Genomic DNA, 18,005 nt, shown 5'->3' with positions numbered 1-18,005 from the left:
ATGTTAACGGAGACAGCGAGTTGCGGCACCATCACCACCCCCGGTGACGGGGCGCCCCAGACCCGGGCTGTGACGCTGAAACCCATCGCCTCGTCAAGGGGGTGATGTCATCGGCCCTTTCTCTCACTTCCTTCGAACGGATCGTCGCATGGGCGTAATCGCGACGCTGCTCGCGCACGAATCACGGCTGGCCCGACTTCGCTCGGCCGCCCGTGACCGCTATCGCTTCGTGCCGTGCGAAGACTGGACCTCGTTGACCCGCGCCTGTGAGCGCGGGCCGATCAACGTGGTCGTCTTCGACCTCTATGTCGACGGTCGCGCTGATTTCGAGCGTGTCCGCCAACTCCGCGTGCGGGTTCCCCGCGCAGCGCTTGTGGCCTATGTCGATGTCTCGCGCGAACGCGCGAAGGACATGTTCGACGCCGGCCGCTGCGGCATCGACGTGCTCGTCGTCGCCGATGAAACCGACACGCCGCAGATCCTGGCGGCGCTGCTCGATCAGGCCGAGGCGCGCAGCGTCTCGAGCTTGCTCAAGCCGCACCTCGCGGGCCTGCGCAGTGTGGTGCGCGACGCCGTCATGCTGTCGGTGACGCGTGCGCATGAGCGCCTGACGCCAGACAGTCTGGCCCGTCTGATCGCCGTGTCGCGTCGCCTGCTGTCGAAGCGACTCGAAGGCGCGCAGCTGCCGCCGCCGCATCAGCTGCTGACGTGGGGGCGCCTCATCGTGGCCGCCAGCATGCTCGAAGACGGCTCCCGCAGCGCCGACGGCGTGGCCAGCGCCCTCGACTTCCCGTCGGGCTCGGCCTTCCGCAACACCTGCCAGCGCTACCTGGGATGCACACCGCACCAGATCCGCCTCCGCGGCGGTGCGCAGTGGGTGATTCAGGAGCTGCTCGTGAATCGCGAGAAGCGCCGGCAAGTCGCCGATCACGAAGACGACGTGCACGACTCGCAGGCCGCCTGAGCGCGACGCCGCGAATCGGTACCAGCAAAGGGCCCCGGCAACGCCGGGGCCCTTTGCTGTTCCCCCCGGGCCCGAAGCTGATCGGCCGCCACGCAGTATCTTGCGACCATGCTCAGCCTCGCCCTGACCGGCAACATTGCCTCCGGCAAGTCCACGGTGGCCCGTCTGCTGGCGGCGCATGGCGCCACGATCATCGATGCCGATGTCCTGGCCCGCGACGCCGTGGCGCCGGGCACGGCGGGGCTGGCCGCCGTGGTGCAGCGCTTCGGCCGCGGCGTGCTCGACGCCGATGGGGCCCTGGACCGCGCCGCGCTGCGGGCCATTGTCTTTGCGGATCCGGCGGCGCGTGCCGCCGTCAATGCCATCGTCCACCCCGAAGTCGCCCGCCTGCGCGAGCGGGCGCTCGCCGCCGCCCGGACACGCGGCGACCGGATCGTGATCTCCGACATCCCGCTGCTGTTCGAGGTCGGGCTCGAGCGCGCCTTCGACGGCGTCATTCTGGTGGATGCGCCCGAGGCGGAGCGCGAAGCCCGGCTGGTGCGCGACCGTGGCCTGACCCCGGCCGATGCGCAGGCGATGATCGCCGCCCAATGGCCGGCCAGCCGGAAGCGGCCGGGGGCGCGCTGGATCCTTGAAAACGACGGGACGCCGGAGGCACTCACGGCTCAGGTCGAGGCGCTCTGGCGCACGCTTCAGGCGCTCGCCCCGCTTCCGGAATCGGGCTCCGTGGCGGATACTTCGGCCTGAGATTTCTTCCACCCTCTGGAGCCCCTGTGTCGAACATCCCCAGCGACCTGCGCTATACGAAGGAGCACGAGTACGTCCGCTCGACCGCCGAGGCGGGCGTCGTCTACATCGGTATCACCGACTACGCTCAGGGCGAGCTCGGCGACATCGTGTACGTCGAACTGCCGAAGGTCGGCGCCACGTACGGGTCGCACGACGTGTTCGGTACGGTGGAAGCGGTGAAGGCGGTCTCCGAGCTGTTCATGCCGGTCGCCGGCGAAGTGCTCGAAGTGAACGGCCGCCTCGACGGCGAGCCGGCGCTCATCAACACCGATCCGTACGGCGATGGCTGGATGATCAAGGTGAAGGTGACGGGCGGCGACGCCGACCTGATGTCGGCCGACGCCTACAAGACGCAGCTCGGCGAATAAGCGGCGCGCTGCGGTCGCTGCATCGAGGGCGCTCCCGAGTCGGGGCGCCCTTTGGCGTTCTTGCGGTCCGTGCGTGGGTCGTGACGGCGGTCTCGTGGACGATCGCCTCTCCCGGGTTGGGCAATCGCCTGCGGCAATTCCCAAGCCGGGAGAGCTCGACCGTCCACGAGACCGCCGCCACTCCCTAGGCCCCCGACCTCACACGCACACCTGGGGGCGCTCCCCACCTCCGGCCCAGTTGGCGCGCTCCGCAGGAGCCGCGCCCCGCAGTGCAGCGCGGTCGGGAATGCGAAGCGGGCGGCGGTGTCGCGACCGAGGGAAGCTCTCCGGGCTTGGGAAGCGCCGCAGGCGGTTCCCAACCCCGGAGAGGGCCCTCGGTCGCGATACCGCCGCCCGCCCCCGCTCAGCCGAAGCCGAGCCCACCACTCACCACGCGCGACTCACACCGTCGGCGCGTACTCCTCCACCGGCGGACACGCGCACACCAGGTTGCGATCGCCAAACGCGCTTTCGACGCGACGCACCGTCGGCCAGAACTTGCGGTCGCGCGTCCACTTGGTCGGATACGCCGCCTGCGAACGCGAGTACGGATGCGTCCACGCGTCGGCCGTGCAGTGCGCGGCCGTGTGCGGCGCGTTCTTGAGGACGTTGTCCTCGCGATCCGCTTCGCCACGCTCGATCGCCGCGATTTCTTCGCGCATGCCGATCATCGCTTCGATGAAGCGATCCAGCTCCGCCTTCGACTCGCTTTCCGTGGGCTCGACCATCAGCGTGCCGGCCACCGGGAACGACAGCGTCGGCGCGTGGAAGCCGTAGTCCATGAGCCGCTTGGCCAGATCTTCCGCTTCGATGCCGGCGACCGTCTTGAGCGAGCGCGTATCGAGAATGCACTCGTGCGCCACCAGGCCGTTCTGGCCACGATAGAGCACCGGGTAGTGCCCTTCGAGCTTCTTGGCGATGTAGTTGGCGTTGAGGATCGCGACCTTCGTGGCGAGGGCGAGCCCTTCGCCGCCCATCAGCTTGATGTACACGTACGAGATGGGCAGGATGCTCGCGCTCCCCCACGGCGCCGCCGAGATCGGACCGATGGCGGTGCTGTCACCGAGCGACACGACCGGATGCGTAGGGAGGAACGGCACCAGCTGCTTCGCCACGCCGATCGGCCCCATGCCCGGGCCACCGCCGCCGTGCGGGATGCAGAACGTCTTGTGCAGGTTGAGGTGGCACACGTCCGCGCCGAGATCCCCCGGGCGCGACACGCCGACCATGGCGTTCATGTTCGCGCCGTCCATGTACACCTGCCCACCGTGCTGATGAATCAGCGCGGTGATGTCCTTGATGCTCGCCTCGAACACGCCGTGCGTGCTCGGATAGGTGACCATCAGCGCCCCGAGGTTGGCCGAATGCTGCTCGGCCTTCGCCTTGAGATCGGCCAGATCGATGTTGCCGTCGGCGTCGGTCTTCACGACCACCACCGAGAAGCCGGCCATGACCGCCGACGCCGGGTTGGTGCCGTGTGCGCTCTGCGGGATGAGACACACCGTGCGATGCGCCTCGCCGCGCGCCTGATGATACGCACGAATGACCAGCAACCCCGCATACTCGCCCTGCGAACCAGCGTTCGGCTGCAGCGAGACACCGGCAAAGCCCGTCACCTCGGCCAGGTCCTGCTCGAGCTCGGCGAACATCTGCGCATAGCCCTGCGCCTGCTCACGCGGCGCGAACGGATGCAGCTGCCCGAACTCGGGCCACGTCACCGGGATCATCTCGGCGGTGGCATTGAGCTTCATCGTGCACGACCCGAGGGGGATCATGCCGTGCACCAGCGAAAAGTCCTTCGCCTGCAGCGAGTAGAGATAGCGGAGCATCTCCGTCTCACTGTGGTAGCGATGGAACGTCGGGTGCGTGAGGAACGGCGTCACGCGGCGGAAGCGCTCGTCGTAGCGCGCATCCACGCTGGCCGCCACATCGGCGTAGGTGAAATCCACCGCCGCGCCCGAATTGAAGACCGTCCAGAGGTCCACGATGTCCTGCTCGGACGTCGTTTCGTCGAGTGCGACCGTGAGCGTGCCGGGCTCGAGCACCCGCAGATTCAGCTGGTGCTGCGTGGCGGCGGCGAGGATGTCATCCTGGCCATGCGCCCCCACTTCCACGCGGATCGTGTCGAAGAAGTGCTCGTGCGTGATGGCGAAGCCGAGCTTCTCGAGCCCCGCCGCGAGCGTGACGGCACGCGTGTGCACCCGCTCGGCGATCTCCGTCAGTCCCGCCGGGCCATGGTAGACCGCGTACATGCTCGCCATCACGGCCAGCAGCACCTGCGCCGTGCAGACATTGCTGGTCGCCTTCTCGCGGCGGATGTGCTGCTCGCGCGTCTGCAGCGCCATGCGCAGCGCCGGCGCACCTTCGACATCGCGCGAGAGCCCGATGATGCGCCCCGGCAGCAGCCGCTTGAACTCGTCCTTCGTGGACAGAAACGCCGCGTGCGGGCCGCCGTAGCCCATCGGCACGCCGAAGCGCTGCGAGCTGCCGACCACGATGTCGGCGCCCCACTCCCCCGGCGGCGTCAGCAGGCACAGCGCGAGCAGATCGCTCGCCACGATCACCATCGCACCGGCCCCATGCACCTGTTCGGTAATCGCGCGATAGTCCACGACCGCGCCATCCGTGCCGGGATACTGCAGCAGCACGCCGAACGTCGTCTCGTCAGCCGTGAGCGTGCGCGGATCGACCACCTTGACCTCGACGCCGCGCGCGTGGGCGCGCGCTTCGACCACCGCAATCGTCTGCGGGTGGCAGTCGTTCGCGACGAGCAGCACGTTGCGCGTGGCGCTCCCCTTGGCGCCGTAGGCCAACGCCATCGCCTCGGCGGCGGCGGTGCCTTCATCGAGCAGCGACGCGTTCGCGATCTCGAGCCCGGTCAGGTCGATGATCATCGTCTGATAATTCAGCAGCGCCTCGAGACGCCCCTGCGCGATCTCGGCCTGGTACGGCGTATACGCCGTGTACCACGCCGGATTCTCCATCACGTTCCGCAGAATCACGTTCGGCGTGTGCGTACCGTAGTACCCCATGCCGATGAACGAGCGATACACGCGGTTCTTCGCCGCGATCGCCTTGAGCGACGTGAGCACCTCCGCCTCGGTGCGCTCGGGCCCGGTGGCCAGCGTAGCGCGGAAGCGGATCTGCTCGGGCACGACCGCGTCGATGAACGCATCGAGCGAGTCGTATCCAAGCGCCGCGAGCATCTCCCGCTGTTCAGCGGAGCTCGGACCCACGTGGCGCGAAATGAACGAATCGACCGCGGAGGGCGCGGACGAAGGGGTGCGCGTGGCCATGACCATCCTCGGGGGAGAAAAGCAGACCGGGCAGGCGCCGGTCGGTGCAAGCGTCGGAGCGGTGGGCCGATCGCGTCGCACGCGACGGCCGGCTGATAATTTAACGCCGATGCACGCCATGCCGATGACCGATCTGCCCACCACCTGGGCCATCTGGCGCGATGGCGCGGCCGACGGTGCGACCAACATGGCCACCGACGCCGCGCTGCTGGCCACAGTCCAGACTGACCGCATGGTGTGGCGCTGGTACGCGTGGGAGACCCCGACCATTTCGTTCGGGCGTCACGAAGCCACGTCCGGACGCTTCAGCGCGGCGAGCGTGCGGGCGGCCGGTCTGGACGCCGTGCGTCGCCCCACCGGGGGGCGCGCGTTACTGCATGCCCGCGAGGTCACCTACAGCGTCACCGGTCCGCTGCCCGCCCACGTGGGATGGCGGGCCGCCTACGACGCGATCAACCGCCTGCTGCTCGCCACCTTGCACGCGGTGGGTGTGCCCGCCGAGCTGGCCGGCGCGGCACCGGCCCTCCCGCCGGATGGCCCGGTGTGCTTCGAAGCACCGGCCGAAGGCGAGATCGTGGTGGACGGGCGCAAGCTGGTCGGGAGCGCCGTCTGGCGGCAGGGCGGCGGCTATCTGCAGCACGGCAGCATTCTCTGGCACGACGATCAGGCGCGCCTCGCCGACGCGGCACAGCACCCCCTCCCGCTCGCGCCGCCGGCCGCGGCCCTGGCGCAGATCGCCCCCCTGGTCACCGCGGCGACACTGGCGGACGCGCTCGAAGCCGTGCTGCCGACGTGGGCGCCGCACGCGCGCGATGTGACATGCCAGCCCTTTGCGCCGTCTGCCGACGTCCAGCGCGCCATCGCATCACAGCGCGGGCACTTCGCCGATCCGTCGTGGCTCTGGCGCCGCTGAGGCGCAGCGGGCATCGTACCTCGTCGGCGTCACGCCCGTTGTCAGCCCGGTGATGGCCGATTCCGTTCCGCTTCTCGCTCCGATCCTCATGCGACTGTCGCCCCTCCGGTCCCTCGTTCTGCTTCTGGCCCCGGTCCTGGCTGCCTGTCGTGGCGACGGGGCGCCCGCCGGTGGCAGCGATATCGGCGGCACCCTCATCGCCGTCTCGGCGCGTGAGCCGGCCACCCTGATGCCGCCGCTGGTCAGTGGCAGCGAAGGCGGGGCCGTGGTGAGTGCCCTCTTCGACAAGCTGGCCAACCTCGGGCCGGCCCTCGAGACCCATGGCGACTCCGGCTTCGTGCCGCGACTCGCCCGCACGTGGCAGTGGGCACCGGACTCGCTGTCCATTGCCTTCCAACTCGATTCCACCGCCCGCTGGCACGACGGCCAACCCGTCAGCGCGGCCGATGTGCGCTTCACCTTCCGCGTGTACAGCAGCGACTCGGTGGGCGCCGAAGCCGCGTCGTTTCTGGGCAACATCGATTCGGTCACCACCCGCGACGCTCACACGGCGGTCTTCTGGTTCAAGCGCCGCATGCCGCAGCAGTTCTACGACGCCACCTACCACATGTATGTGCTGCCGTCGCATCTGCTCGACAGCGTGCCGCTCACCCGTCTCGCCGAAAGCGCCTTTGGTCGGGCCCCCGTCGGGACCGGGCGGTTCCGCTTTGTGCGGTGGGATCCCAAGCAGCGCATCGAAATCGCCAGCGATACCGCCAACTACCGCGGTCGCGCCAAGCTCGATCGGGTCGTGTGGACATATGTGCCCGACTTCGGGGCGGCCACTGTCAAGTTGTTCTCCGGAGAGGCGGACTTCTTCGAGAACATTCTCCCGGAGAATCTGCCGCAGGTGGCGCAGACCCCGACGCTGCGGGTCGTGAACAATCGCGATCTGCGGTACTACTTCCTGGGCTTCAACCTGCGGGATCCGAAGAACCCGGCGGCTCCCAATCCGATCTTCGCCGACCTCCGCGTGCGGCGCGCGCTGTCCATGGCGGTGGATCGGCAGACGCTGGTGCGCAACGTGCTCGACTCGCTCGGCGAAGTGGCGCTGGCCCCGGCGCCGCGCGCGCTCATTCCCGATACCACAGCCATCAAGCCGCTCCCCTACGATGTGGCCGCCGCCAAGGCGCTGCTCGATTCGGCGGGGTGGCGTGACTCCGACAACGACGGCGTACGCGACAAGGACGGCATTCCGCTCGCCTTCGAGATGCTGTCGCCGAGCAGCAGCGGACCGCGGCGCAAGTATGCGGTGCTGTTGCAGGAGCAGTATCGCGCGATCGGTGTGAAAGCCACGCCGCTGGATCTGCCGGGCCCGGAGTTCGGCGCCCGCACCGAACAGAAGAAGTTCGACACCTACCTCGGCGGCTGGTCCCCCATCCCGGGCAACGTCGGCATGCGGCAGACGTGGGCGTCGACCGGGAGCGGCAACGACCCCAAGTACGTCAGCAAGGCGTTCGACGCGCTGCTCGACAGCGCCCTCACCACATTCGACCGCACGCAGAGTCGCGTGTACTGGGGCCGCGCCTTCCAGCAGATCATCGACGATGCGCCGGCCGTGTGGCTCTATGAACAGCACACGCCGCTCGCCGTGCACACGCGCTTCGTGCTGCCGCCGCTGCGTCCCGACGGCTGGTACACGGATCTCGCCGAGTGGCATCTCGATCCCACCAAGCCGCGGCTGGACCGCGACAACATCGGGCTCGGAGCGAAGCGCTGAGTACGCTCGCGCGACAGCTCGCGGCCCGCGTGGGCCAGGTGGTGGCCGTGACCGTGGCGGCCGCCACCTTTGCGTTCGTCGCGCTGCATCTGGCCCCGGGCGACGCGGCCAATGCCCTTGGCGACACCGCGACGCCGGCGATGCGCGAGCAGCTGCGACAGACCTATGGGCTCGATCAGCCCCTGCCGACGCAGTATCTGCGATGGGTGCTGACGCTGGCCCGGGGTGATCTGGGGATGTCGATCAGCGAACACCGCCCGGTGACAGCATTGCTGGCCACGGCGCTGCCGGCAACGGCCATGCTGGTGCTCCCCGCCTTCGCCCTGAGTGCGCTGCTGGGGATGGGCGTCGGCGTGTGGCAAGCGGCGTGGCGTTCACGCCGGCGTGACCGATGGACCGATCGGCTCCTGCTGGTGGTGTACTCGGTGCCGGAGTTCTGGCTCGCGATGACTCTGGCCCTGCTCTTTGCGCGACACTGGCATCTGTTGCCGGCGAACGGCGTGACCAGCGACACCTACGAGTACCTCGGTCCGCTCGCACAACTCAAGGACCGACTCGCGCACCTGGTGATGCCGGTCGCGGCGCTCACCGCCGTGGGCGTGGCGACGTTTGCGCGCTATCAGCGCGACAGCATGGACGACGCCCTCCGGCAACCCTTCGTCCAGACCGCCCGCGCGAAGGGGCTTGCCCGTCGGCGCGTGCTCTTCAGCACATGGCGCGTGGCCGCACTGCCAGTCGTCACCCTCGCCGGCTTGCTCCTGCCCGCCTGGCTCGCTGGCGTCGTCTTCGTGGAACAGGTCTTCGCCTGGCCAGGCGTCGGCACGCTGCTGCTGCACGCCGTGATGGCGCGCGATTACCCGGTGGTGAGCGGCATCGTGGTGGTCGGCAGTGCCCTCACCGCGACCAGTGCGGCCGCGGCGGAACTGCTGCGCGCCGTCGTCGATCCGCGCGTGCGCACCGCCACCGGCGCGCCGCGCACGGGCACCACGTGAGTGCCGCCGTGCTCCGCTCCACGCGACGTGCCGAACGACAGGCGATCGTGTTGCTCTCCCTGCTCGCCGGCGTCGCCTTGGCGGCACCGCTGCTGTCACCGTATCCGCCGAACGAACAGTTGGGACTGCTGGCCTTGCGCAGCCAGGCCCCGTCGCTCGCGCATCCGTTCGGCACCGACGCGTTCTCGCGCGATGTGCTGAGCCGGGTGCTCCACGGGGCGCAGATCTCACTCGCCGTCTCGCTGGCTTCGGTGCTCGTCGGGCTCGGGGCGGGGACCACCTATGGCGCCATGACGGCCCTCGCGAGCGGTGGATGGAAGCTGCTGCTGCGCCGCTTGCTCGACGTGGGGCTGTCCGTACCGCGCCTGCTCATGGTGCTGGCAGTGGGCGCGGTGACGGGCAAGCTCTCACTCGTGGGGCTCGTCCTGCTCCTCGGGCTGACCGGCTGGTTTGCTACGGCCCGTCAGGTTGCCGACGCACTCGACGCGCTCCGCGAGCGCGAGTTTTCGGTGGCGGCCCGGGCCACGGGGGTGCGCCCCCTCCGCCTCATCGCGCGACACCTGCTGCCGCACGTCCTCCCGATCCTCATCATCAACGGCACATTCGCCATCGCCGGCACGATCGGGCTCGAGGCGGGGCTCAGTTTTCTCGGATTGGGCGTGCAGCCGCCCACCGCCAGCTGGGGGACCATCATCGGCGACGGCGCCCCGGTCATGGACACGGCCTGGTGGATCACCGTCTTCCCGGGGATGGCTACCCTGCTGGCCGTTCTCGCCTGCAATGTGGCGGGGGATGCCTTGCGCGACCGGTTCGCGCCGGGCCACGTTGCTGAGCCGTGACCACCCCCACCGACTCCTCGCCACTGCTCAGCGTGGCCGCCCTGACCGTGACCTTTCCGGGGGCGGCGGGCCCGGTACGCGCCGTGGACACGCTGCAGTTCACCGTGGACGCCGGCGAGACCGTCTGCCTCGTGGGCGAATCCGGCTGCGGCAAGTCACTCACCGCACTCTCGCTGCTGCGCCTCGTGCCACCGCCCGGGTCGCTGGCCACCGGGAGCCGCATCGCGTTCGACGGCCGCGACCTGCTCGGGCTCGATGACGAATCGCTGCGCCAGATTCGCGGCCAGCACATGGCGATGATCTTCCAGGAGCCCATGACGGCCCTGAACCCCGTGCTGACCGTTGGCGATCAGATCGCCGAGGTCGTGCGGGTCCACACGAAGGCGTCGCGGAGCGAGGCGTGGGACCGCGCCGTCCGCATGCTGCAGCAGGTGGGGATCGCCGATGCCCCCACCCGCGCCAAACAGTATCCGCATGAGCTGTCGGGGGGCATGCGTCAGCGCGTGATGATCGCGATGGCGCTGGTGCTCTCGCCCAAGCTCGTGATCGCCGATGAGCCCACCACGGCGCTCGACGTCACGATTCAGGCGCAGATCCTCGAACTCCTGCGCGACCTGCGCGCGCGCACCGGCATGGCGCTGCTGCTCATCACCCACGACCTCGGTGTGGTCGCCGAGATGGCGTCGCGCGTGATCGTGATGTACGCCGGTCGCATCGTGGAGGAAGCGCCGGTCGGCGACCTCTTTGCCGCGCCGTCGCATCCGTACACCGAGGGGCTGCTGGCCGCCGTGCCGCGTCTCGGTGAGGAACAGGAGCGCCTCACTACCATCAGCGGATCGGTGCCGCCCCTCGGCCAGTTGTCCTCGGGCTGCGCGTTCCGCGACCGGTGCGCGCACGCGTGGGACCGCTGCGCGACCGAAGTGCCGCCGCTGTATCCGGTGAGTCCGGCCCATCGCGCCCGCTGCCATCTGGTGGATGAACCGCAGCGCCGAGCGGCGGCCGCGCACGGAGCGACCCCGTGACGACGCCGCTCGTCTCCGTCCATGGCCTGACCAAGCATTTTCCGATCCGCTCGGGACTGCTCCAGCGCGTGACCGGCGCCGTGAAGGCCGTGGACCAGGTGTCCTTCGACGTGGCCCGCGGGGAAACCCTCGCGCTCGTCGGCGAATCCGGATGTGGCAAGACCACCACCGGGCGCTCGCTGCTCCGCCTGATCGAACCCACCAGCGGCTCGGTGCACTACGACGGCACCGATCTCATGGCGCTCAAGGGCGAAGCCCTGCGCAAGATGCGCCGGCATCTGCAGATCATCTTCCAGGATCCCTATGGCTCGCTCAATCCACGGATGACCGTGGGCGCGGCGATCAAGGAAGGGCTGCTGGTGCATCGGCTGGCCGAAGGTGCAGAGGCCGACCGGCGCGTCGCGCGGTTGCTCGATGAAGTCGGCCTGCGCCCGGAGTATGCCGCGCGCTATCCGCACGAATTTTCCGGCGGCCAGCGACAGCGCGTCGGTATCGCGCGCGCCCTCGCCGTGGAACCCGGCTTCATCGTGTGCGACGAGCCGGTGTCGGCGCTCGACGTCAGCGTGCAGGCGCAGGTCGTGAATCTCCTGCGCGACCTGCAGCGGCAGCGCGGGCTCTCCTATCTGTTCATCGCGCATGACCTCGCCGTTGTCGCCCACATGGCTGATCGTGTGGCGGTGATGTACCTGGGGCGCATTGTCGAGTTGGCCCCGCGCAAGGCGCTCTTCGCGACGCCACGCATGCCGTACACGCAGGCGTTGCTGAGTGCGGTGCCGGTGCCGGTCCCCGGCGCCGAGCGTCCGCGCATTCTGCTCCCCGGCGATCCGCCGTCACCGGCGAACCCGCCGAGCGGCTGTGTGTTTCACCCACGGTGCCCGCATCCCCGCAAGGATGCGGCGTGCACGCAGATCGTTCCGCCGCTGGATGAAAAGGCGCCGGGACACTTCGTCGCCTGCATCAAGGAACCTCCCACCACCGTGTCTCCCCCGTGACCAACCCCAACGCACCGTCTACCGATCGGTCCTTCTTTGGCCATCCGAAAGGGCTCGGCCTGCTGTTCACGACCGAGATGTGGGAGCGGTTCTCGTACTACGGACTGCGTCCGCTGCTCGTGCTGTTCATGGCGGCCGCGCTCAACGAAGGCGGGTTCGGCTTCGAGCGCACGCAGGCCTCGGCCATCGTGGGCATCTACGCCGCGTGCGTCTACCTCGCCTCGCTCCCCGGCGGGTGGATCGCCGATCGCTGGCTCGGACTGCGCCGCGCCATTCTGAGTGGCGCGGTGCTCATCACGAGCGGGCACCTGGCGATCGGCTTGTCCGGCTTTGCCGGCGCCGGACTGGGCAAGACGTTTTTCTTCCTCGGGCTCGTGCTGATCGTGTGCGGCACGGGGCTGCTCAAGCCGAACATCTCGGCGATCGTGGGTGATCTGTATCCGGAAGGCGGTGCCCGTCGCGACGCCGGCTTCTCGATCTTCTACATGGGCATCAACACCGGCTCCTTCTTCGGGCAGCTGGTGACCGGGTACCTTGGCGAGAAGGTGGGGTGGCACTGGGGCTTTGGCGCCGCCGGCGTGGGCATGGCCCTTGGTCTCGTGTCGTTCTGGATCGGTGCGCCCAAGCTGCTCGGCAAGCTTGGCGAAGACATCGTGCGCGACCCCAATCCCGCCGTGCAGGCCAAGCGGGAAGGCACCGTGAAGATGGTGACGGCGGCCGGTGTCGCGGTGCTCGCCCTCGTTTTCGTGCTCGCCTACACCGGCGTCATCACGCTCGACCCGCTCGCGATCGGCGGCGCGATGACGTTCATTCTCGTCGGCATCGCGGTCGCCTTCTTCGCGTTCATCTTTGCCTTCGGCGGGCTTACCACGCAGGAGAAGAAGCGCTCGGCCGTGATCTTCGTCCTGTTCGTGTTCGCCGCGATCTTCTGGGCCGCGTTCGAACAGGCGCCGACGTCGCTGCAGCTCTTTGCCAAGGACTTCACCGACCGCCACATGTTCGGCATGGAAGTGCCGGCCACGTGGTTCCAGTCGGTCAACTCGCTGTTCATCATCATCTTCTCGCCGATCTTCGCCGCACTCTGGGTGTGGATGGCGAAGCGCGGGCTCGAGATCTCCAGCCCGTCCAAGTTCGCCCTCGGCCTCGCCTTCGCCGGCGTGGGCTTCCTGCTCATGCTGTTCGCCGCCAACGATGTCGTGGCCAGCGGTGGTAAGACACTCGTCTCCCCGTGGTGGCTCGTGGCGAGCTATCTGCTCCAGACGTGGGGCGAACTGTGCGTGAGTCCGGTCGGGCTCTCGTCCATGACCAAGCTTGCCCCACGCCAGTACGTCGGGCAGATGATGGGCATCTGGTTCCTCGCCGCCTCCGTCGGCAATCTCGTCGCCGGCCTCGTCGGCGGCCGCGTGGACCCGACCAAGCTCGAGCAGACCCCGATTGTCTTCAACGGCACCGCGATCGCGCTGTTCGTCTCGACGGCGATCATCGCCGCGATGATCATCCCCATCCGCAACATGATGGCGGGCGTGAAGGACGAGGGCGCCGCGTAGGGAGAGCACGGCGAACGGCTCGCACAGGGACCACAGGGAAACACAGAGGGCACCGTGGACCACGCCTCCACGGCGCCCTCTGTGTTTCTTTGTGGGCCCTGTGCGAGCCGTTTGTTGATTGCGTTACGGCCAGTTGAACAGACTGGTCGGCGCCGTGCGCTCGCGCGACCACTGCACATCCTGCGGGTCCATCCAGAAGACGCGGCTGCGATCGATCCCGGAGAAGCGCACCTGAAAGCGCCGGTACGGATCGCCACTCACCGGCAGCGCGAAGTCCACACGCCAGAGACGGCGTGAGCTCGGCGGCAGCGCCGCGAGCAGCGACACGCCGACGGCGCCGCGCCACGCGGTGTTCACCGTGAACGGTACGGTGGGCGAATCCCACAGGCGACCGGCTTCGGCGAACCCCGCGAAGCCGATATCCGCAATATTGAAGCGCGTGGGGACCACCAGCCGTTGATCGGCGCGGAAGAGGAGGCGCCCGGAACCGGCGTCGATCGAACGGCGATGCCCGAGCAGACCGCCCACACGATCGGCGAGCGTGAGCTGCATCGGGCTCTCCATGTCGCGACCAAAGGCCCATTCACTTTGCACGATGGTCGTCTGGCGCACGGCGGGGCGGAAGTACCACGCAGCGCGCCCGCTCGCGACCATGTTGCGCCATCGCCCGGTGTTGCGATCGTAGCGTCCTTCAGTGATGCCCTGGGCCCCCACAAACCACTTCTCGTTGCCGGCGCCGAGGTACACCCCGGTCGCGACAAACCGATCACGATCGAGTCCCGACGACAACGCGAGCGACTGGCCGGCCATCAGCCCCAACTGGGCGCCCACGCGAACGTCCTGCGCACCAGTGAGAGCATCGAACCCCTGCACGCGCACGAAGCGAATGGCGCGCAGCCCCAACAGGGCGTTGATGCGCGCCACATTCTGCGCACGAAATGGCGGGGGGCCGCTTATCGACCGATCGGGCACCAGCGCGGTATCCGTGTAGCGCAGCCAGTTCGGCTCCTGCCGCTCGCGCTCCCGCGTGAACGACAGCCCGAGGAGCTTGAGGCGCCCCACACTGCCGAAACGCGTCAGACCGCCGATCTGGCCGTATTCACGGGAGGTGAGCACGACGCGCGCCGAATCACTCTGTCGGCCGAAGAAGTCGGGCTCGCGCGCTGCGCCGTAGCTCATCAGCCATGCCGAGCGCTGGAGATCGGTGTAGTACGGGCGGACCACCTGCGCTTCCGAGTTGTACCCGAACTCGGTGCGTTGCGCATTCACCCGTAATTCATTGCGCGCGGCGCCGAAGAGATAGTTCGCGTACTCGAGCCCGACGCGATCGCGATACCCCATGCCATCGCGCCAGCGCGCCACGACCCGCTGCGCCTCCCCGCCCAGGTTGCCGTCGCCGATCTGCATCGCGCGCAGATACGGCGACTTCCCCACGATGACCGGCGAGAAGAGCAGGCTCACGTCATCGCGGGTTTCGACCTCGAGCCGTACGCCGCCATTCTCGTCATCGTACACGCGGATGCGCGCATCCACGAAAAAGGGCTGCGCCCGCAGAATGCGCTCCGATTCCGCGCGCTGGATCTGATTGCACGCGTCGCCGACCCGCAGCAGCAGAAAGCGGCGCACCAGCTCCTCGCGCGTATTCGCGTGCAAGTCACGCACCGTCTTGCGCACGAATTCGAGCCGCGCTGGCAGCTTTTCGGCGAACGGCGGCTGTGTGATGACCACGATGTCGCTGATCGGCTGTCCGGCGCAGCCGGTGACGGCGAGACGCCCGCGGCTCGACTGCACCGCCGGCCGTGGCGCGTTCTGCGCGGGGAGCGTCGCCGTCGCCGCCAACAGGGCCACCGCACAGCCGGCACCGCCGCCGACACGCCAGCCGAGGCGCACGCACCGCGGGCGCCACCACGACTCCGGACGGGGACGCATCACATGCCGAGTCGGCGCTTCATGTCGGCGAGCCTTGCCTCGGCATCCGCCTCGCGCTCCGCCCGCGTGCGACGCACCGGCGGCTCCTCGCCGCGCCCCGCGGGGTCGAGTGGTTCATCCGACAGCAGCGCGTCGATCTCGCGTTTGGCGTCCATCTCCGGCGTCGACGCCTGCGGCGCCGAGCCGGACATGATGCGACGCAACTCCACCGACATCGACTCGTACTCGCGCTCCGCCAGATCGAGCTCCTGCTGCTGCACCATGCGCTTCGATTCGAGGACGGCGACACGCTCCGCATGCTGCTGCGCAAACCGCTCGGCGATCGCGACCGTCTCAGTATCGCCGATATCCGCCGCGTAGCCCTGACGACGGCGCACGGTGTCGAGCTCGGTGCGTTCCGCCGTCAGCCGCGTGTCCGTGAGGGCCAGCGCCGCCTGCAGCTCCTTGATGCCGAGCTTGGCGTGGATGAGCGCCTCCCGCATGCCCGCCGTCATGCGACGGCGTTCATCGGGATCCAATCGGCCGGACAGGTTGCGCAGCGTCTCGCGAAGGTCATCGAACATGCCGGAAAGGTGAGTGGTGCCGCCGCCGCTCGCCACCGGTCCGGTCCGGTCGCGTCAGGTCATGTCCCGCACCTGACGCATGAGCCGTTCCGGCGTGTGGACATGCGGAAACAGCAGCCGGTCGCTGACGCGGTTCAGGGCCACCCGCAGCGTGGGAAAGCGCTCCGCCGCCACGGCGAACAGCGGCGCGAGGCCGTGCTCATTGGCCAGGCGATGATCCGCGGCCAGGCGGAACCCCCGCTGACCCATCTGCTCGAAGTACCCCAGATCCGGCCCACCGCGCCGCCAGCGCCGCTGCTCGATGTGATCCGGAAAAAGGCCGCTCAGCCAGAGGGCGTAGTTCCCCAGGTGCGCACGCGCGAGGAAGCTGCGAGTGGCATCCGAGGCCTCGACCTCGTCCCCGAGCGACGCGAGCGTGTCGTAGGTCGCGTCATCGTGATCGGCGATCTGACGGGCGCGTTGCCGCTGGCCAAAGTGCAGCAGCAACGACGCCACGTAGTCGGCAATGACCCGCTCCTCCACCCCCGACTGGCGCAGCGCATGCCGCACCACCACGTAGCTGAAGAGCGGGAGCGAGGCGTGCGCCCCCTGCCGGGCATGCAGCAGCCCATCGAGCAGCCGCGGATCATCGAGCAGGGGATCGAGCCCCTGGTCGGCCAAGGTGCCCTCCGCCTGCTCCTGCGCCCGGGCCGAGCCCTGCGCCACCAGGCGCAGCACCAGCTGGGCATCTCCCCGGCCAAGCCGGGCCCGCGTATTTGCGAGAATCATGCAGCGATCTCCGAAGACGAACGGTGCCTGTTTCCCTACCGCCCGGGGTGATACCCCACCACCGGACGCCGGGCCCCATTTGGAGCCCCCTATCTGTTATTATCGGACGCACACTGCTCCGCCAGACTTTTGGGTCCGGCGCGTTCGTCCCTTCACCGGTTCCCGTGCTCTACCTGGCCATTCCCGCGCACAACGAGGTCGCCACCATCGGGGTGCTCCTCTGGCGCATCCGGACGGTGCTCGCCGAGTTCCCGCGCGAGTACGAAGTCGTGGTCTACGACGACGCCAGCACCGACGCGACCGCGGATGTGGCGAGCCAGTACGAGCAGGCGATGCCGGTCACCGTGATCCGCGGCGACAAGCCCCTCGGCTACGCCGGGGCCGTGGACCGGGTCCTGCGCTATGTGGCCCAGCAGACCCGCTACCCCCGACGGGACGCGGTGCTGCTGCTCCAGGGCGACTTCACCGATCCGCCGGGAATCGTCCCGGAGTTCGCGCGTCGCTTCGAGGGCGGCGCCGATCTGGTGGTCGGCGAGCGCATGGGCGTGGCCGATGCGCCGGTCGCGGTGCGCCGCCTCTTCAAGGCGGCCCAGTGGGCCATGCGCCCGTTTGTGCGCGTCGAAGGCGTGAAGGACACCACCGCGTCGATGCGGCTCGTCCGCATCTCCGCGCTCCGTGACGCGATGCGCGCCGTGGGCGATGCGCCGCTTGTCACCGGCGATACCTGGACCACGAACGCCGATCTGCTCCTGCGCCTCGCCCCGCACGCCCGCCGGGTGGAAGCGGTGCCGATGGAACCCACCTACGGCGTGCGCATGCGCGAAACGCGCCGGGTGGCGCTGCGCGATGCCCTGAGCGCGCTCAAGTGGGCGTGGGGCGCCCGTGGCCGTCGTGCCGTGGTGGGCTCGAGCGCCGAACCGCTGCCGGAGAGCGAACGCCGCGCCCAGCGTGGGCAGGGTGGCAAGCGCCGCGAGGAAGCGCCGGAACTGTCGGTGGATCGCCTGCGGGAGAAGATCCGCGAACGCGATGGCTCGCGCGGCATCGATGGCGAACCGGAGAAACCGCGTGGCCGCCGTGGACGGGAGCGCGACCGGGAGCGCCCGGAGCGCCCGGAGCGCACGGACCGTCCGGCCAAGGCGGAACGCCCGGAGCGTGCGCCACGGCCCGAGCGCGCGGAACGAACCGAGCGGTCCGAGCCGCGCGCCGAGCGCCCGGCCAAGCCGCG

Annotated in this window: 15 protein-coding genes; 11 read left to right on the top strand and 4 right to left on the bottom strand. The window is 69.1% G+C overall.

All coding sequences use genetic code 11. The annotated features are described in order from the left end of the window. The first annotated feature begins 148 nt into the window (after positions 1 to 148). The 3 genes from K2R93_16815 (at position 149) to gcvH (ending at position 2,121) form a co-directional block, all read left to right on the top strand. On the top strand, positions 149 to 964 hold the full coding sequence (locus tag K2R93_16815; protein ID MBY0491501.1) for a helix-turn-helix domain-containing protein: 816 nt from the start codon (positions 149 to 151) through the stop codon (positions 962 to 964). A gap of 108 nt (positions 965 to 1,072) precedes the next feature. Continuing rightward, positions 1,073 to 1,711, top strand: coding sequence for a dephospho-CoA kinase (gene coaE, locus K2R93_16810; GenBank protein ID MBY0491500.1), 639 nt, complete (start codon positions 1,073 to 1,075; stop codon positions 1,709 to 1,711). Positions 1,712 to 1,737: 26 nt separating this feature from the next. Beyond that, a complete protein-coding gene (gcvH, locus tag K2R93_16805) occupies positions 1,738 to 2,121 on the top strand; it encodes a glycine cleavage system protein GcvH (GenBank protein ID MBY0491499.1) in 384 nt (127 codons plus the stop codon). 440 nt (positions 2,122 to 2,561) lie between these two features. Here gcvH and gcvP read toward each other — a convergent pair whose 3' ends face one another. Continuing rightward, on the bottom strand, positions 2,562 to 5,462 hold the full coding sequence (gene gcvP, locus K2R93_16800; GenBank protein ID MBY0491498.1) for an aminomethyl-transferring glycine dehydrogenase: 2,901 nt from the start codon (positions 5,460 to 5,462) through the stop codon (positions 2,562 to 2,564). A gap of 103 nt (positions 5,463 to 5,565) precedes the next feature. Here gcvP and K2R93_16795 point away from each other — a divergent pair, with 103 nt between their 5' ends. The 7 genes from K2R93_16795 (at position 5,566) to K2R93_16765 (ending at position 13,520) form a co-directional block, all read left to right on the top strand. Further along, positions 5,566 to 6,369 (top strand): hypothetical protein, encoded by an 804-nt coding sequence (locus K2R93_16795; protein MBY0491497.1) that lies wholly within the window; start codon positions 5,566 to 5,568, stop codon positions 6,367 to 6,369. An 88-nt stretch (positions 6,370 to 6,457) separates the two neighbouring features. Continuing rightward, positions 6,458 to 8,128 (top strand): peptide ABC transporter substrate-binding protein, encoded by a 1,671-nt coding sequence (locus K2R93_16790; GenBank protein ID MBY0491496.1) that lies wholly within the window; start codon positions 6,458 to 6,460, stop codon positions 8,126 to 8,128. A 29-nt stretch (positions 8,129 to 8,157) separates the two neighbouring features. Further along, the gene (locus K2R93_16785; GenBank protein MBY0491495.1) at positions 8,158 to 9,120 is read left to right on the top strand and encodes an ABC transporter permease; all 963 of its coding nucleotides are present in this window, start codon (positions 8,158 to 8,160) and stop codon (positions 9,118 to 9,120) included. 8 nt (positions 9,121 to 9,128) lie between these two features. Then, the gene (locus K2R93_16780; protein MBY0491494.1) at positions 9,129 to 9,959 is read left to right on the top strand and encodes an ABC transporter permease; all 831 of its coding nucleotides are present in this window, start codon (positions 9,129 to 9,131) and stop codon (positions 9,957 to 9,959) included. Beyond that, complete coding sequence (locus K2R93_16775) at positions 9,956 to 10,981, top strand: ABC transporter ATP-binding protein (GenBank protein ID MBY0491493.1); 1,026 nt, start codon at positions 9,956 to 9,958, stop codon at positions 10,979 to 10,981. The genes K2R93_16780 and K2R93_16775 overlap by 4 nt, the downstream gene beginning before the upstream one ends. Then, complete coding sequence (locus K2R93_16770; GenBank protein ID MBY0491492.1) at positions 10,978 to 11,973, top strand: ABC transporter ATP-binding protein; 996 nt, start codon at positions 10,978 to 10,980, stop codon at positions 11,971 to 11,973. The genes K2R93_16775 and K2R93_16770 overlap by 4 nt, the downstream gene beginning before the upstream one ends. Further along, the gene (locus K2R93_16765; protein ID MBY0491491.1) at positions 11,970 to 13,520 is read left to right on the top strand and encodes a peptide MFS transporter; all 1,551 of its coding nucleotides are present in this window, start codon (positions 11,970 to 11,972) and stop codon (positions 13,518 to 13,520) included. Before K2R93_16770 ends, K2R93_16765 begins: the two co-directional genes overlap by 4 nt. Before the next feature lie 123 nt (positions 13,521 to 13,643). On the opposite strand, the gene K2R93_16760 is transcribed toward K2R93_16765, so the two are convergent. Genes K2R93_16760 through K2R93_16750 form a run of 3 tightly spaced genes read right to left on the bottom strand, consistent with a single transcriptional unit; the run spans position 13,644 to position 16,780 of the window. Continuing rightward, positions 13,644 to 15,452 carry a hypothetical protein gene (locus K2R93_16760; GenBank protein MBY0491490.1) on the bottom strand — a complete coding sequence of 603 codons (1,809 nt, stop codon included), beginning with the start codon at positions 15,450 to 15,452 and terminating at the stop codon, positions 13,644 to 13,646. Then, positions 15,449 to 16,012 carry a hypothetical protein gene (locus K2R93_16755; GenBank protein ID MBY0491489.1) on the bottom strand — a complete coding sequence of 188 codons (564 nt, stop codon included), beginning with the start codon at positions 16,010 to 16,012 and terminating at the stop codon, positions 15,449 to 15,451. Before K2R93_16755 ends, K2R93_16760 begins: the two co-directional genes overlap by 4 nt. A gap of 54 nt (positions 16,013 to 16,066) precedes the next feature. Continuing rightward, positions 16,067 to 16,780: a hypothetical protein gene (locus tag K2R93_16750; protein ID MBY0491488.1), complete on the bottom strand. Its 714-nt coding sequence runs from the start codon at positions 16,778 to 16,780 to the stop codon at positions 16,067 to 16,069. Positions 16,781 to 16,944: 164 nt separating this feature from the next. Between K2R93_16750 and K2R93_16745 the strand changes: the two genes are divergently transcribed. Continuing rightward, a partial coding sequence (locus tag K2R93_16745; protein MBY0491487.1) for a glycosyltransferase family 2 protein occupies positions 16,945 to 18,005 on the top strand: 1,061 nt, incomplete at its 3' end.

It is taken from the genome of Gemmatimonadaceae bacterium (assembly GCA_019752115.1).
GTDB lineage: Bacteria > Gemmatimonadota > Gemmatimonadetes > Gemmatimonadales > Gemmatimonadaceae > Gemmatimonas.
The sequence above is the reverse complement of the archived record's forward strand: the minus strand, read 5'-3'. Positions and strand labels throughout refer to the sequence as shown.

What these genes read in the sequence shown, in the direction of transcription:
- K2R93_16815 (MBY0491501.1), top strand. Translation starts at nt 149, where the DNA reads ATGGGCGTAATCGCGACGCTGCTCGCGCACGAATCACGGCTGGCCCGA.
- K2R93_16790 (MBY0491496.1), top strand. Translation starts at nt 6,458, where the DNA reads ATGCGACTGTCGCCCCTCCGGTCCCTCGTTCTGCTTCTGGCCCCGGTC.
- K2R93_16755 (MBY0491489.1), bottom strand. Translation starts at nt 16,012, where the DNA reads ATGTTCGATGACCTTCGCGAGACGCTGCGCAACCTGTCCGGCCGATTG.
- coaE (MBY0491500.1), top strand. Translation starts at nt 1,073, where the DNA reads ATGCTCAGCCTCGCCCTGACCGGCAACATTGCCTCCGGCAAGTCCACG.
- K2R93_16795 (MBY0491497.1), top strand. Translation starts at nt 5,566, where the DNA reads ATGCACGCCATGCCGATGACCGATCTGCCCACCACCTGGGCCATCTGG.
- K2R93_16750 (MBY0491488.1), bottom strand. Translation starts at nt 16,780, where the DNA reads ATGATTCTCGCAAATACGCGGGCCCGGCTTGGCCGGGGAGATGCCCAG.
- gcvP (MBY0491498.1), bottom strand. Translation starts at nt 5,462, where the DNA reads ATGGTCATGGCCACGCGCACCCCTTCGTCCGCGCCCTCCGCGGTCGAT.